Source organism: Pseudoalteromonas sp. Cn5-37 (assembly GCF_021532495.1).
In the GTDB taxonomy this organism is placed as follows: Bacteria; Pseudomonadota; Gammaproteobacteria; order Enterobacterales; family Alteromonadaceae; genus Pseudoalteromonas; species Pseudoalteromonas simplex.
Map to the genome: position 1 here is coordinate 257644 of NZ_JAKGBA010000001.1, position 16644 is coordinate 274287.

General features: G+C 37.8%; 13 protein-coding genes. 4 read left to right on the forward strand and 9 right to left on the reverse strand.

The window, feature by feature from the left end:
* Both L1266_RS01245 and L1266_RS01250 read left to right on the forward strand, forming a co-directional pair.
* Entirely contained in the window at nt 1-1941 is a 1941-nt protein-coding gene (locus L1266_RS01245) for a transglutaminase family protein (RefSeq protein ID WP_235376641.1), read from the forward strand.
* 8 nt (nt 1942-1949) lie between these two features.
* On the forward strand, nt 1950-3272 hold the full coding sequence (locus L1266_RS01250) for a Na+/H+ antiporter family protein (protein ID WP_235376642.1): 1323 nt from the start codon (nt 1950-1952) through the stop codon (nt 3270-3272).
* Between the two features lie 41 nt (nt 3273-3313).
* Here the strand turns inward: L1266_RS01250 and L1266_RS01255 are convergent, their stop codons facing one another.
* Nucleotides 3314-5287 carry a response regulator gene (locus L1266_RS01255; RefSeq protein WP_235376643.1) on the reverse strand — a complete coding sequence of 658 codons (1974 nt, stop codon included), beginning with the start codon at nt 5285-5287 and terminating at the stop codon, nt 3314-3316.
* A 166-nt stretch (nt 5288-5453) separates the two neighbouring features.
* Between L1266_RS01255 and L1266_RS01260 the strand changes: the two genes are divergently transcribed.
* A complete protein-coding gene (locus L1266_RS01260; RefSeq protein WP_235376644.1) occupies nt 5454-6359 on the forward strand; it encodes a gluconeogenesis factor YvcK family protein in 906 nt (301 codons plus the stop codon).
* Here the strand turns inward: L1266_RS01260 and L1266_RS01265 are convergent.
* Entirely contained in the window at nt 6324-6656 is a 333-nt protein-coding gene (locus L1266_RS01265) for an Hpt domain-containing protein (RefSeq protein WP_054553841.1), read from the reverse strand. The two genes, L1266_RS01260 and L1266_RS01265, sit on opposite strands and share 36 nt — an antisense overlap.
* 20 nt (nt 6657-6676) lie before the next feature.
* Here L1266_RS01265 and L1266_RS01270 point away from each other — a divergent pair, with 20 nt between their 5' ends.
* Complete coding sequence (locus L1266_RS01270; protein WP_235376645.1) at nt 6677-7711, forward strand: glycosyltransferase family 4 protein; 1035 nt, start codon at nt 6677-6679, stop codon at nt 7709-7711.
* Here the strand turns inward: L1266_RS01270 and L1266_RS01275 are convergent.
* The 7 genes from L1266_RS01275 to L1266_RS22355 form a co-directional block, all read right to left on the reverse strand.
* Nucleotides 7680-9128, reverse strand: a complete 1449-nt coding sequence (locus L1266_RS01275; RefSeq protein WP_166340141.1) for a sigma-54-dependent transcriptional regulator — start codon at nt 9126-9128, stop codon at nt 7680-7682. The two genes, L1266_RS01270 and L1266_RS01275, sit on opposite strands and share 32 nt — an antisense overlap.
* 100 nt (nt 9129-9228) lie before the next feature.
* Nucleotides 9229-10686 (reverse strand): SpoIIE family protein phosphatase, encoded by a 1458-nt coding sequence (locus L1266_RS01280; protein ID WP_054553838.1) that lies wholly within the window; start codon nt 10684-10686, stop codon nt 9229-9231.
* Between the two features lie 7 nt (nt 10687-10693).
* A complete protein-coding gene (locus L1266_RS01285) occupies nt 10694-11398 on the reverse strand; it encodes an AAA family ATPase (RefSeq protein WP_054553837.1) in 705 nt (234 codons plus the stop codon).
* Entirely contained in the window at nt 11395-13461 is a 2067-nt protein-coding gene (locus L1266_RS01290; protein WP_054553836.1) for an SLBB domain-containing protein, read from the reverse strand. The genes L1266_RS01285 and L1266_RS01290 overlap by 4 nt, the downstream gene beginning before the upstream one ends.
* Before the next feature lies 1 nt (nt 13462).
* Nucleotides 13463-14320: an OmpA family protein gene (locus tag L1266_RS01295; protein WP_138602250.1), complete on the reverse strand. Its 858-nt coding sequence runs from the start codon at nt 14318-14320 to the stop codon at nt 13463-13465.
* A gap of 8 nt (nt 14321-14328) precedes the next feature.
* On the reverse strand, nt 14329-14649 hold the full coding sequence (locus L1266_RS01300; protein WP_054553834.1) for an STAS domain-containing protein: 321 nt from the start codon (nt 14647-14649) through the stop codon (nt 14329-14331).
* Nucleotides 14650-14807: 158 nt separating this feature from the next.
* Nucleotides 14808-16643 (reverse strand): sugar transferase, encoded by a 1836-nt coding sequence (locus tag L1266_RS22355; protein WP_328259457.1) that lies wholly within the window; start codon nt 16641-16643, stop codon nt 14808-14810.
* Nucleotide 16644 lies beyond the last annotated feature (1 nt).

The following is a 16644-nucleotide window of genomic DNA, read 5'->3' on the forward strand; positions in this document are numbered from 1 at the left end:
ATGAATACGCCGCTTATAAATACTGTTTTATCAGTGCTGTTTATTGTTACCAGTGGCTTTTTGTTTACTGAAGTAGCGACTCCATTCTTAGCCATATTGGCGGGCCTTAGCTTTTTAAACCTGTTTTTAGGTAAGTTTTATAAAAAACTAAATGGATTGGTGGCAAATATTTTGGCTGCGGTTTGCTTAGTAGCCTTATTTGTTCTGGTTGGAGTGGGCGATACCGTAAAGTTATTTGTCTCGATGATGCTACTTGCTAGTAGCTTTAAATTGCTACAAGCGAAAACCGTTAAACAGTATCAAACTGTGTGTTTACTGGTGTTTTTTAACCTTTCAACGGTGTATTTGTTTCATCAAGGGTTATTTGAAACCTTGGTAGTCAGTGTACTTTATATTGTTAACTTCGCGGTACTTGGCTATTTAACTAGCCCGCAAAGCTTTAAGGCCGCTAACAAAAAAAGTTTTAAAACCATACTACTAGCCTTACCCATAGCGGCATTTTTGATTTTATTTTTACCTAAAATTCCAGCGTTTTGGCAGCTACCGGGGCCAAAGCTTGCTAAAACGGGTTTATCAGAGCAAGTTAACCCCTTTTCGATTGCGAAATTAGCGGAATCTGATGACTTAGTTTTTCGGGTAGAACAACAGCCAGAGCAAGCCTTACAAGCCCCCTATTACTGGCGCAGTCTTATTCATGATGAGTTTAATGGTAGTGAATGGTTAATATCGGACATTTTGAAATCGCAACAATATAACCCAATTCGCCGTACAATTACTCAAAGTAATGGTGTTAATTATCAGGTTATTGCAGAGCCTTCATCTTCTAATTGGCTTTTTGCAGTTGGCTTTGCGCAAAGTGCTAATTCTGATGTGCACTCAACCTACAATGGTTTGTTAAAACGCAAAGGTAACTTAAACAAAAACATTAAATACGCGGTAACGAGTAGCAAAGCCTCGCTGAGCCTAAATGAATTTGAAAAACGCTTATACACCCGCTTACCGAAAACAACCAATCCACAAACAACAGCTTTGGCAAATGAACTAGCTGCTGAGCATAAAAATGCGCAAGCTTACTTTAACTCGCTACTTGATTACTTTAATCAGCAGCAGTTTGCTTACACATTAACACCTACACCCATGTATGGTGATAATACGCTAGACCAGTTTGTGTTTGATACCAAGCGAGGCTTTTGTGGTCACTATGCCAGCACCGCTGCATTTATGTTTCGGGTGGCTGGTTACCCTGCCCGTGTTGTGTCGGGTTATTTAGGCGGAGAACAAACTAAAGCCGCTACGCTTAACATTTACCAATATGATGCCCATGCTTGGGTCGAAGTGTTCTTTGATGAAAAGTGGCATATATTTGATGCTACCTCTGTTGTTGCCCCGGAACGTTTAAACGGTTCGTTATCACAACTGGGGGATTTAAACGAAAGCTTTAATGACAATCTTAACTTTGGTTTAAAACGTTGGAGTCATTTTAAAGCAATAAACTGGCTTAGAATTCACCTTGAAGAACTCGACTATAAATGGACTAACTGGGTGCTTACGTTTGACCAAGAATCACAACAAAGTTTATTTGATTCTCTGTTTGGCAATAAGTCAGCATGGCTAACACCTTTAATTGTGTTAGGTACATTATTACTGAGCTTTACTGGCTATTTCTTATATAACAAACGCCCTATTCGAAGTAGAGAGCCGCTGGTTGATGACATCACTAAGCTATACCTGTGGGCAAAAAAGCAAGGCATTGAGCCAGTTGATACCAACACGCCACTGCAAAATATTGCTTTAATTAAACAGCAAAAGCCTAGAACAGAGGCATATTTAAGTGAGTTTGAGCAAATAATCATCGAAGTACGTTATCAACAGCAATCATATAACCAAAATCGCATAAACCGCGTACGAGTTCTGTTAAACTCTCTCAAAACAGCCAAATAGAGAACAATATGAATGCAGTAATTGTCGGCGTTATGTTGATGCTGATCCTGACACTTTGTCGAATTAATGTCATTGTGGCGATGACGGTAAGCGCAATTGTTGCGGGTTTGACCGCAGGCCTTGGTTTATCACAAACCGTTAATGCATTTAATGATGGCTTATCGGGCGGCGCTGAAATAGCACTGAGCTATGCGATGTTAGGTGCATTTGCGGTGGCTATTTCTAAGTCGGGTTTAACCCGTATTTTAGCGTCTAAGTTACTAAAGCAAGTAAACGACAATAGCCATAAAGGCGAAACGACGCTTAGTTATCTTATATTAAGTATTATTTTACTGTGTGCGATCTCGTCGCAAAATTTGATACCCGTACATATTGCTTTTATCCCAATTCTAATTCCGCCTCTGCTTGTTGTATTCAACAAGTTACGCCTTGATAGACGTGCTATTGCGTGTATCTTAACCTTCGGCTTAGCCACCTCTTACATGGTGCTACCTTATGGTTTTGGTGGCATTTATTTATACTCGATACTACACAAAAACCTCACTGAAAATGGCTTAGAGATTGTTAATACTCAAGTGCCGATGGCAATGATCATTCCAGCCATTGGGATGTTATTAGGTTTATTGGTTGCGGTGTTTATATCTTATCGAAAACGCCGTAGTTACGAGTCTCACAGCCTAACAGAGCAACAGCAAGAGGTTGTCATTGAACAGCCTAAAAAGGTTTTAGCAGTGGGAATTACCGCCGTACTTTGTTCATTAGTGGCACAAAATATTAGTGGCTCTATGATCCTAGGTGGTCTTGTTGGGGTAGCTATATTTACCTTATTCGGTGTTGTAAAACTTGAACAAAACGGCGATGTATTTAGTAAAGGCATTGCTATGATGGCGATGATTGGCTTTATTATGATTTCGGCGCAAGGTTTTGCTTCAGTGATGAAAGCAACCGGTGATGTAGCTTCATTAGTTAGCTCTGCCGCAGGGTTGATTGAGGGTAACAAACCCCTTGCCGCTGCGTTAATTTTACTCGTTGGCTTATTAATCACCATGGGCATTGGTAGCTCGTTTTCGACGGTGCCAATTATAGCCACCCTGTTTGTACCACTTTGTATGGAACTAAACTTTTCTGTTATGGCTACTGCGGCACTGGTTGGTACTGCTGGTGCGCTAGGTGATGCGGGCTCCCCTGCCTCTGATTCAACACTTGGCCCAACATCTGGCTTAAATGCAGATGGTCAACACGACCATATTTGGGACTCTGTCGTGCCTACTTTTATCCATTTTAATATTCCACTACTGATTGCTGGCTGGGTTGCGGCAATGGTGTTGTAAAATTAGTATTGTTTATTTTAAAGCCCCAATTTGGGGCTTTTTTATTGGCTGAATAAAATACGTAAAGCACGATTTAAATCATGAAATCTGATTGGTTTAGTAAGCACTTTGTCCATTCCTGCTTCTAAACAAGCGCTCTTATCTTGTTTAGAAGCATTTGCAGTTAACGCCACAATAGGTATGGTGAGGTTTAGTTTCTCGCGCATGTACTTAGTTGCACTTATTCCATCCATAACCGGCATCATCATATCCATAAGAACCAAATCAAAAGTACTTGCTTGCACTTTTTCAATTGCCTGCTGGCCGTTATCTGCAAGTGTTACATGATGGTTAAGTTTTTCTAGGAATGTCTTAATTAACACCTGATTCGTTTTATTATCTTCTGTTACTAAAATAGAAATCGGCTCAAGTGACTGTTCTTGTTCCTGTGTGTGAGTGGTCTCTTTTACCAAGGTAAAGGGTATCACTATCGTAAATTTAGTGCCTACGTTAGGCTCACTAACAACAGTGATAGTTCCTTTCATAAGATCGACCAGACTTTTTGTAATACTCAGCCCAAGACCTATCCCTTCAGCTTGCCTGTTTACACCATCATCATGTTGTTTGAAAGCGTCATAGATTGTCTCAAGTTGAGACTGAGACATACCTTGCCCTGTATCCGATATCTCAAAAATAAGTTCTTTTTCGGTACTATCAACTTTAAAATTAACAGTACCAACTTTAGTAAATTTAATCGCATTATCTAAAATATTAAATAGGATCTGTCCAACGCGAGCACTATCTATATCGATAGTTTTAGGTAATCCCGTTTTTATTTCAGATGAAAAAATAACGCCCGTGCTTTGGCTTGTTTCTAAGAATTGAGAAGCGATATTTTTAACCAATGTATAAATGTCTGTCGCTTTGACATCAAGTTGCAGTGAGCCACTTTCGATTTTTGAAAAATCTAAAACATCGCTTATCAGATCTAGAAGAAGGTCTGCACTAGTATTAGCGTAATTTAACCACCTACTCTGTTTTTCATTTAACTCAGAGTCAGCGAGTAGTTCTAACATGCCAACAATGGCGTTCATTGGGGTTCTTATTTCATGCGACATAACAGTTAAAAATTGCGATTTTGCAAGACTGGCTTCTTCAGCCTTGTTCTTCGCTAGATTAAGTGCATACTCTCTATCTTTATTTACTGTTATATCTTTTGCAATACCCATATAGCCTTTGAAATGGCCATTTGCATCATATTGCGGTTTACCACTAAAAGACACCCAAGCTTGAGGTGATGAATTTATCTCAAATTCAAAATCTATAAATTCATTTTGTTCTGACAATAAGTGTTTAAATTGAGACCACTTTTTTAACTGCGTTTGTTCATGTTCAGTTATTACATCGTCAAATGTTTTATTCAGGAAATGCCTTTTGTATAGATTGTTTGCTACGTTTGAGGTTAATACGTTTGTAAACAGATTATTTTCTGTGGTTTTCCAAAACCATTCACTGGCAAAGTCATTAAATAGATTTGAAAGCTCAGCTAAACGGCTTAATAGTGAAGTCGAATGAAATTTTTGCCTGTTAAGCCTCGTTTGATGTTCTAATTGATGTGCAACTTGTTGAAGTAAAATTTGTAATGGCATTGATTCAAGTTCGTTAAAACAAGCTCCTGGTTCAATAGATAAAAATACCAGGCATTGAGCTTTACCAAATCCTGTTTTTACTTGAAAGACTAAAGCACTCTCTACATTGCTTGGGGTTCTAAACATGCTGCTATTGTTAATCTCAACCCATAACATTGAGTCATCAATCAAAGCATCAATAAACAATGTTTCTTCAAAATCGAAATACTTCATAGTACGCATTTCGACTGATGCTTTATTGTTTTCAATATTAATTAAACAAAGCTCATTAAAACTAAAATAAGGATTCAGTAAAAATTGAAGTTCTTTTTTAACAGTTTGATTTTCTGTTATTCCATTAAACTGTCTTAGCACAATTGGTAATTGCTCTAAGTTAATACCCGCCATGGCTTTTCCTATCAAAAATTGCATCGCATAATGCAAATATAGAAAAAAGAATTAGATTCATCCATATATTTTTTAAAAAATTATCGATATTTCATCATATTAGCTAAATCTTAAAAATGGTATGCCTTATGCTTTTAATTGGTATGAACTAATTAGGGTGAATCAAATGAAAATTGTATGTATTGGTGGTGGCCACGGCTTATCTCATATGCTTAGTGCAATTAGACCACATTGCGCAGAACTCACTGCAATTGTCGCAACAACTGATAATGGTGGTAGTACAGGAAAACTAAGAAATAGTCAGGGGGGCGTTGCTTTAGGTGATATAAGACGTTGTTGCCTACAACTTGCCGATGATGACTCATTAGTACATAAAGTATTTCACCATCGCTTTGAAGGCGGTGAGTTAGATGGTCATAGTTTAGGTAATTTAACACTGCTAGGGTTATCACAACAAACTAACTCTGCGACTCAGGCAATTGCTTGGTTCAATGCGATGTTGGGCAATTCTGAAACCATTTTGCCAATGTCTGATGAGCCAACCGATTTATTAGCTGTTTTACCAAACGGTGAAAAAATTATTGGTGAATGCCAGATAGACTCGCTAACTCAGTTACCTGACTATGTCACTCTATCTCAAAATGTAAATGCGGCTCCAGGTGCTGTTGAAGCAATACATAATGCTGACTTAATTTTAATTGGTCCTGGTAGCCTAATAACCAGTGTCATGCCAGCTATGCTTGTAGAAGATATCGCTCAAGCAATTAACATGACTTCAGCGTGTCGAGTGTTTATAGAAAATATTGCAAAAGAAACAAGTGTAATTAAATCATTAGATTTAAAACCCGTTGATTGGCTTGAAAGTATGCTGGGATATTCATTTTGTGATTTAAGTATTTCACACGACGCACTTAGCGAAATTGTTTCACATTTTGATGATGTGATTAAAACACCAAATCAGCAACATGATATTGAACAACTTAGTACTGTTTTTGGTGAGATACTTAAAATGCCATTAATTTTGGAGGCTGATAAATCAAGCCGAACTGATCAAGCTATTTCCATGCTTTAGTGTTAGTGAAAATTGATCTTGCAGTGTCTCGATTAAATCATGCAATTCATGATCGAATTGTTCAGCTTTGGCTTTGTGCTCAATTTGTTCAGCAATAGAACCTACAGAAAGCGCGCCATAGCTTCGGCTACTGCTTTTCAGACTATGAGCATTTAAAGAAATAGTTGCTTGTTTTGTTGTATCAGCAATATCGTTAACAATTTGTGTGGATTCAGTTAGGTACACTTGTAGTAGCTGTTTTGCTAGGTCTTCACCAACATCCTGTTGCAATTGTGCAAATGTAGCAGTATCTATCATGTTTTTTCCTTGGAGTAGATATGAAGTACAGTGTTATTTTATTTGTAGATTCAAGCATCATTGGCGGCATCGAAAGCCATATCATTGCCCTATGCAATTTGCTTGAACAATATAATATTAAAAGCTCAGTTTTGTTTTATCAAGATCATAATAACATCGCATTTTACAATCGTTTAGATAATGCAAATATTGACTACCAATTTGCGGGCGGAAGTTTTTTTGATTTTTACAGAATTATCAAAGGGTTACCATCCAGTTCGTTACTTCATACTCATGGTTATAAAGCAAGTATATTAGGCAAGCTCGCTTGCTTAATGCAAAGTCGCCGTTGTATATCTACTTATCATGCCGGTGAGCAAGGTCAGGGACTCGTTTATTTATATAACAGGCTTGATAAGCTTTTAAGCTACTTTTCATTTAATTTTGCCGTTTCAGATATTCTTTCAAAACAGATTTACAAAGCAGAACTACTGGAAAACTTTATCAGTTTGAATAATAAATCTAAGCACTCAATAAACATTGAGAGAGAGCCAATTAACGTTGGCTTTGTTGGCCGCTTATCTTACGAGAAAGCCCCTGATATATTTATTGAGACTGCTAAACAGTTTTCATCTGAATATCTTAATTTTCATATGTTTGGTGATGGACCAATGGCAAGTGAATTAGATTTAACAGCAATAACTTATCATGGACAATGTGAGCCAGAACAAATATGGCCACATTTAGATGTATTGGTTGTTTGTTCAAGGGCCGAAGGTTTACCTATGGTTGTCCTTGAAGCAATGTCTAATGGTATACTAGTGATTTCTGCACCTGTTGGCCAACTTGTGAAAACCATTGAACATTTAAAAAATGGCTTACTAATGACTGATTCAAGCACTGATGCATTAGTAAACCAATTAAATTACTTACGATCACTCAGTGCTGAACAAAAGCGCAACATGCTCAAGAATGCTAAGCAATTAGTTGAGCAACGTTTTTCAGGTAAACAGCAATTTGAACAATTAAATAAGGTTTATACCGCTAGCTTACCTGCATTTCCTCCCAACTCTTGATTTTTCTGTAAAGTGTTGAAGGACTCACATCTAACAAGGCCGCTGCTTTTGGAATATTGTTATCACAAGCATCGATAGACTGTTCTATATAGCGTTTTTCAACTAACCAAAGGGGTTCTATATCTGACTGAGAAAACTCTGCTGGTTTTTCATCAATTGAAATTATTTCTGAAGATATAGGCGTATTATCCTCAAATTGTGTTTTAACCCTATGACTTGGTTCAGAAGCTGCCGTTTCGACTGACTGGTTTTGGCTATGAGGTAAAGCAGGGATCATATTTGTTTCTATATAATCCTCATTGTGAAGTACGAGAATATTTCTAATTGTATTTTCTAGCTGTCGAACATTACCCGGCCAACTGTATTTTAAAAACATGTTTTTAACAGCATCAGACATGCCCCTGTAACTACGCCCTTCCTCTTTACTAATTTTTTTGAATAAGGCATCAGCTATCTCAATAACGTCTCTGCCACGTTGATTAAGAGGTGGTAAAGTGACAGGAATAACATGTAAACGATAATATAGATCCTCGCGGAAACGCCCTTCTTTAACCTCAAGCAAAGGATCACGATTTGTTGCACAAACAAAACGTACATCAACTTTAACCTCTTTTTCACTCCCTACTTGCTGATAACAACCAGTTTGAATAAAGCGCAAGAGTTTACTCTGAAGATTAATATCCATTTCGCAGAGCTCATCTAAAAATAAAGTTCCTCCATCAGCTTGGCCGGCAGCCCCTTCACGGTTTGCAATGGCCCCTGTAAATGCGCCTTTTAAATGTCCAAAAATCTCACTTTCAATTAAATCTTTAGGAATTGCGGCACAATTCAAAGCAACAAAGGGTTTATTTGCACGCGGAGATGCTAGGTGCACTGCACGGGCACATAATTCTTTTCCTGTACCACTTTCACCAGTAATAAAAACAGTTGCTTTGCTTGCTGAGGCAGATTTAATAATTTGGTAAACAGATTGCATTTCAGCAGAGCTGCCAATCAAATCAAAGTACTGTCCATTCTCATAGGTACTTTTGTATGTTTTTACGGTTTGCTTTAAGTCTTTTAGTTTTAATCCGTTATTTACAGTGATCCGAAAACGATCCGCTTCAATGGGTTTTTCTAAAAAGTCACTCGCACCTAATTTAATTGCTTTAATGGCCATTTCTTTTGTTGCATGGCCTGTTAAGACAATTACCTGCGGAGAGTTCTCAGCATTTAATGATGATAAAATATCAAGGCCATTCATATCCGGCAGCATGACATCTAATATGATCAGGTCTGGTTGAAATTCTTCTAAAGCAGCTATCGCCTGCTCGCCGGTGTAAGCGATGCGCGTATTTACACCCGTGGGTATTAAGTATGACTGGTACATTAAAGCCAGTGACTCAGTATCTTCAACAATGAGAATTTTAGGTGGCATTGGTATGTCCTTATTTTAATAGCTGTTGAGATAAAGTGATTATGATACAAAACCTTACTAATAGCTTAGTGTGAAATCGCTCAGTTTGTAAACTCAAACTTTAGTGTTTGTTGATCACAATGAGTGATGCATCATCAACTTCTTCAGATAACTTCACTTGACTGGCTTGCCATAAACCATATGCAAAATCTTCATTGTAGAGTTTGTTTGCGTTTAATTTCGATACTATTTGATCCACTTCATCTAAGTGCTGGTTATCTAACCAGCCATCTGTAAAGATTAATATGTGCTCAACCTCAGCTAGTTCATATTGGTAATGCTTAAATTGATGTTGATCATTAAGGCCAAGCAAAGGATCTGTGCCAACTAGCTGCTCTAAACGACCTTGTTTATTAATAACACAAGGCGCAGGATGACCCGCATTGAACCAATGTAAACGGTTATCTTCGATATAAATTATCAACAAGGTTACTAAGCTTGATTTACATAAGCGCTGCTCAGAAAGGGCTCTATTCAACATAGGTAGTACGGTCTCTAAAGGGATCTCTGTTGCTAAACAACCACTTAAAAAACCTTTAATAGCAAAGCTCTCTTTTAAAGCGACTAGACCATGTCCCATCATATCGCCAATTACCACGGCGTTGCTATGCTGGTGGGGATACAAACAAAAATCTCCCCCCATTTGGCTTATAATTGAGCCAAAATTATAAGCGTTATACGTTTCTAACTCACGTTTGGTTGGTGCTCTGTCCTCATTAACAAAGTACTTTAAAGCAGAGAACCGATGAACAATTCTTTCAATACTTTGCAGTAATCTAGTTTTGGTAACAGGTTTAACTAGATAATCATCAACGCCGAGCATATTAATTCTTTTTATCAACTCTTCACTGTCATCCCCCGTGAGCATAACAACTGATAAATTAATTTTTAGATTTGACTGGTTTAGTCGTTTTAATAGCGGCTCACTCGTACCATTTTTAAGCTTGTGGTCTAACAGTAAAATCGTCGCACCTGAGGTAAGGATCTCTTGCCAACCTGATTCAATGTCTTCGCAACAAATTACTTGAAAATGTTCAGATAAATAGGCTTTAAGCAGAGCCAATTGTGACTTATCATCATCAATGTATATCAATGTTGGCCGCTTATCGATATTGTTTAAACAGAAAGAAAATGTATTAAATTGATGATGAGTATTATAGCTAGCATTAGGAAAATAATGCTTGATAAGCGCAACCCCCATCCCCCCTTCAACAAGCTCACCACTGTCTATTTCCCAATTTGATGAGTGATTATTAAAAATATCATAACTTTTAAATGAATCTTTAAATTCAATTCGTAACTGCTGGTTTGATACTTTAAATATACTAAATAACAAAGGCTTATCATTTTTCTTTGTGTGGCGTAGTAAATTAGTTAAATACTCGGTTGCTACAAGGCCTGCAGCATCAATGTCTTGGTGCTTGACACTAATTGCAGTAAGGATATGTTTTAAAACATGCCGTATCTCACTCACTATCGGCCAATCTAGCGTATAACTCTTTTGATAAAGGCAGTCCATTTGTCTCTCAATATGCAGTAAACAACCAACGTTGTTTAATTATTTTATTTATTAGGTAATTAGAAAGTTTAGGCCATTTATGTTGGCGCGTTTTAAGTGACTCAATCAAACGTGTACCCAGTGGAGCAAAGTTATGCTGTGCGACTACAATTTTAATCTCAGTCAATCCTGCTTGCTCTAGATTTGTAATGCCATGGCACAGTGCTTCTTCATCATTTAAACCTAATGAAACAGTCAAAAATGTCATGTCAGTACATAAGCTTAGCGCATGTAATGGTACATTGCCTCGATTACACTTAAGTGCTGGGCTCATATCAATAAACACATAGTCATATTCTTGTTTTATTCGTTCAATTGCATCGTTTAGGATTGATTTGTTTTTAACTGATTCCAGCTCATTTAGATGCTGCATAGTTAAAATATCAACGTGATCTGTGCTAATAATATTCAATTGACAACTTATATCACTAAAGCACCATGGCCCAACGTCAGTACTTTGGTTCTGATCAAGTTTAAAAGGCGAAATTGGGTTCAAATCAATGATCAAAACTTTTTTTGATTGATTGCATAGTCTTGTTGCAACGCTAGTACATAAGGAAGTTGAACCCTCACTTCCTGTTAAAGATATAAAACAAATACAGCGAGCTTTAAGGTTATCAATTTCATTACAAACTGCTTCAAGCTCTTGGTATTGAGAAGGTATCATTTTCATAGGCCCACCACTAAAGCGATTACTGTTATGAAGTCGAGAAAGTTAGATTTAAATTGGCTAATTAAATCCTGACCTTTATCTGGCACATAAAGCGTATCGCCGGCACGTAACACAGGGATATACGCTGAATTCGGATTCTTAACAAACTCTTCTAAATCAAATACACGAGACTGCTCTTTACAGCATGAATGATTAACCACCACAATTTTGTCTATGAGTGCAGAGCTTGATGGACCGCCTGCTTCTGCTAGTACGTCAAGTACCGTCATAGTGTCATCAAAGCTGTAACGACCAGGCTTTTCAACAGCCCCCATAATACGCACTACTTGCTCTTTAGGGGTACGTAACCAATCTTTATCTTTTTCAGGAATGTAGATGGTATCGCCTGGTAAAACGTGTGGAAAGAGTGTTTCATCGCCTGTTTCAAAATAAAGTGCGAGGTTTAACTTACTAACCTTTGCAGTGTTTCCATTACGATGGGTAATACGAATATTACGTAAATCTGCATTATCTGTAGGACCATCAGCCGCGGCTAAAATATCAATAAAATGCATATTGGTATTAAATGCATAGCGGCCAGGAGAACCAACTTGCCCCATTATATAAATAGATTTACTTGATTCTTGGCGGATCCATTGCGATTTATTATCAGCAGGATCAACTGGCAGTTCCTCAACAATGATAGTGTCGCCAGCAATCAAGTTGGGTAATTCATAGTTTCCTGCATCATTAATTGTATACTGCTCTAAATCGAAACGTTTAGTGACTTCACCGTTACGAACGATCTTTATATCATTGATATTTGCGCCTTTAGTTGGCCCGCCTGCATGCGCAAGTAAATCTGTGAAATCCATTTCGGGACTCCATTCATAACGGCCCGGTGATTGGATTGCGCCGATAATTTTAATTGCGCGTTTTGGTGGCACTTTCAACCAACTTTTTTCATTTTGGTCAGTCTTTTCTGGAACAAAAATCACATCTCCTGGGTTTAAGTTAGGCACTTTTACAGTCACAATTCCTTCACTGTAGCCTTGCAGATCGAATAAAATACTTTCGCCCGATGGCGTTAAAATCTTAATCTGGCGAGTTTCTGCAAAGCGAGTCGGCCCGCCGGCATTCGCAAGAATATCTAAAAAGCTGGTACTATCGCCGGCCTCATAAGCACCCGGCTTTTGTACTTCACCCATGATGTAGACGGTACGTGATGTAGTGTTTACATCATCAACCATGATAGGCACGTAAATCGTAGAACCAGCTTTTAATGCAGGCATTGTATCGTTGTTAGGTTTATCCAAATACGCTTTTAGGTCAAAAACAACAGGTGTTTTGTCTACGATAACGCGAATTTTGGTTACATCTGCGTAGCGAGTTACGCCTTCAGCTCGCATCAATGCATCTAATACACTCATATTTTCTTTGAATGAAAAACTACCTGGATTGTGGACTTCACCAAGTAAGGTGATTGCACTGTTATCGCTGGCATCACCGGATGCACTTAATGTTTGCGCATCAAAATCGATTTGTACATTGCCTAATAGTGGTGATACAGGTACGAATACTGTGTCGGCACTTTGTAATTGGGGTAATAAGTCAATGTTGCCTGAATCTAAATAGGCTTTGTAATTGAATTCTATTACATCGTTACCGCGACGAATTTGTAGTCTGTCTAGCTGTGCCCCTGGTTTCAAGCCACCTGCACGTGCAATGACCATTTGGATATTACCATCACGGGGAATACTGACTTGAGATGGGTCGTTCACATAACCCATAACATTAATAAAAATATCTCTAGAACGAATTTCGACATAAAAATCGTCCATCGCAACATAGACTTCGCTTAATGCAGCACGTAGTTGCTGTTCAATTTCAGCAAGTTCAGCGCCAGTTACTTTAATCTTACCAAGCTCAGGTAAAGTGATGGTGCCATCTTTGGCAACTTCAAATGGTTCATCAAACTCTACTTCACCCGGTAAGTATAAATATATTTTGTTTCCGACTTGAACTTGCTCTGCAACAGCGAGTGTTGAGAACATAAGTAAGCATATTAAAATTAATTGTTTCATATTATTGCCCCTTAGGACCATTTAAAACTTTGGTCCAACTGGATAATGCATGTACTTTTTTGTTCGTATCTTTGTCAGTAATATCAATAACTATCGCTTCTACACGTCTATCTGAGTGGCGTTTAGCATTTGAGTCGGGCTCATTGCTATAAGGTGATAAACTACCTTGTGTGAGCGTTGTAATCGTAGCTGGATTAACCCCGTAAATTCCTAACCAATGTTTAACCGTCTCTGCACGTTTCAATGCTAATTCATAGTTATTGGTTTGTTGCCCGCTAATATCTGTATGCCCTACTAGTAATAAATTGATTTTATCTACTTGTTTTATTAAGTCAGCCGCTTGTGATAATCGAGAGATGTATTTAGGTGTTACTTGAAAGTCATTAAAAGAGAATTGATTGTCACTATTTAGCAGCTCAGTGATCTGCTCTTTCAATGATGCAGTCATCACCTGCTCATTTTCCGTTGGGCCAGCACATTGCGTCATCGCATTAACTGTTTCAAAGTGTTTTGATAACTGGTTTAGGCCGTGGTAATGGATCAAAAGATCATGCTCTGCGTCTTCCCACATTTGGGCTGCGATTAAACGACGTATACGATTTTCATAAATTTGAGCTTTAAGCAATTGAGCGGGCATACATTGTTTGATGCCTTGAGCTTTCAACAAATCTAATTTCAAAACGTGATGTTCAAACTCACTCAAAACCACTGTTTCTTGTGTATCGTAAATAAGCTCATTTTGTTCATCGGTTAATGGGTAATTTTGGTATTTTTCGGCCCAGCCTCCTTGTCCTTCATCAGGCCAAGAAGCACATCCGCCAATTATAATCAGTAAAACTGTTATTAGTATGTGCTTCATAACTCACCTCACGCGATGTCAGCTTGCTCAATGAATGGGATGGTTTTATCTACTCTTAGTAAACTCATTAATTTATGTGGTTGACCTGAAACGTTCAGTAAAGAAAGCTTTTGGCCTTTTTTCTCAATTCGTTTATATAAAAATACCATGGCACCAATACCTGAGGAGTCGATGAAGGTGGTGTCACTAAAATCCAGAACCACATTTAATTGTTCACTCGTGGCTACCGTTTCGAACTGATCTTTGAAGCTATCGACTGCTAAGCCAGAGAAATCATTTGGTAAAGTGATGAATGTGGTATTTGCATCAGATTTAGTTGTATTAGTCATGATTTTCTACCTTTAAGATGGTTTGGTTAATCTTACTGTTACAACTTAAATGCCAGAATATAAGATATTGATAATTTTAAGTTTTTATTTACTTTGTGCATAATGCAATTAATTTATAGGAATTAATTTGCATTATGCAACTGATTTTGACCATAAAACTATTGGCCTTTTCCTGTAAAAACAACCATTAGCGTTTTGACAATTATTGAGCATTCTAATTTTAGCCATGCTAATGGCGTAGACATACTAAGTGAATAGGCATAATCCCAACCAATTTTACTGCGAGCATCTTCTATTGATTCGTCGTAGCCATTCATTACTTGGGCAAGACCCGAAATACCAGGTTTTACGCCATAAGTTCGTTGACAAAAATAGGGGATATTTTTTTCTAACTTTGCATAGAAAACTGGACGCTCTGGTCTTGGACCAATTAATGACATATCCCCTTTAAGAACGTTTATTAATTGCGGTAACTCATCAATACGCGTTTTTCTCATAAATCTGCCAATAGGAGTAATTCGTGGATCATCCTTACTCGCCCATACGGCACCTGATTTTAATTCAGCATCAACAACCATAGAGCGAAACTTATATACATTAAATAATTTGACAAAGTTATCTGAGCTTTCACCGACACGAAGTTGGCTAAAAATAATCGGGCCTTTAGAAGTTAATTTAATTGCGATAGCGGCAAATAAACAAATGGGCCAAACGAGAGCGATTGCAACTAATGCACCGATAACATCACAGCCACGCTTTATAACCTTCACAAGCGACTTACCAGATATATCACAAGAAGAACGATTCACATTGTTATCCCTCACACGTCGCCAAGGGGCATTAAAGTACCCTAGCTCGTAGCGTATAATTCCATATAAAGACAGAAAATAACTGTTTAAAATATAGTTTACTTTATCTAAAATAGGTACGCGTATTTTAATATTAAAAACACTCTTTAACAGCTCAACACCGTGTAAGCTTAAAATGCCTATGGCTAAAAACACTGCCCATGTGGTTTTCATGAATGCAGCTTCGAATAAAATACACAAGTAGATACACGCTAAGATAATCGGCATCACGCCGCGCAGTACTTTATGCGAAAAAAAGTTTAAACTCGTCCAACCAAGTTGAGGCTTTAGAAGCTGTTTTAGGGACTTAATTTGTTGCCAATTCCCTGCTCCAAGGCGGATACGACGTTTGTAGTCTTCTTGTTGTAAATCGCATTCACGCTCATAAATAACAACGTCTTCATCTAATACTGCCTTACCACCTTGTGCAAGCGCATTCATAGATAAAATAAAGTCATCATTAATAGTGTTATCATCAAGCTCTATTGCCGATGTTGAACGCATCGCAAACATGGCACCAGGCACACCAATTACTGCACCTAGCTCGGACTCAGATAGTTTTACCTGATTTTGATACTTCCAATATGCTTTTTGTGCATCTGGAGCCCTATCATCAAGTGTGTACACTCCCGTAGAAATTGCAACTTTTGGATTACTAAATTTATCGGCGACCTTATTTAAAGCATCAATGCTCAAAAGCGCGCTCACGTCAGTGAACAATAAAATATCATTTTGAAATTTAGCTAACCCCATTAATGTATTTAATCCATGCACTTTACCTTTGTTCTCTTCCCTAACATGGAAAAAACATTGCACACCATGGCTCAGTAAAACACGTTGAGCCTCATAAGCTCTGTTCACCGTCGCATCTGTGCAACCATCAAAATAGACATGTATGCTGTAATGATCATTGTCATATAACAATGAGGCTAAGTTATGTAACTTTTCTGCTATGTGGTCTTGTTCGTTATACGCGCACATTAAAATACCAATATTTGGCTGATAGGTTTTAGGGTCAGCCTTGCTATTTTTGTGTTTAGATTTGTGACTTTTTGCAGCCCAATTAACCATGATTGGATATCCAACATGGTGGTAAATTGCAACGAATACTAATACTAAAAATACGATACTGAAGATTGTCATCATA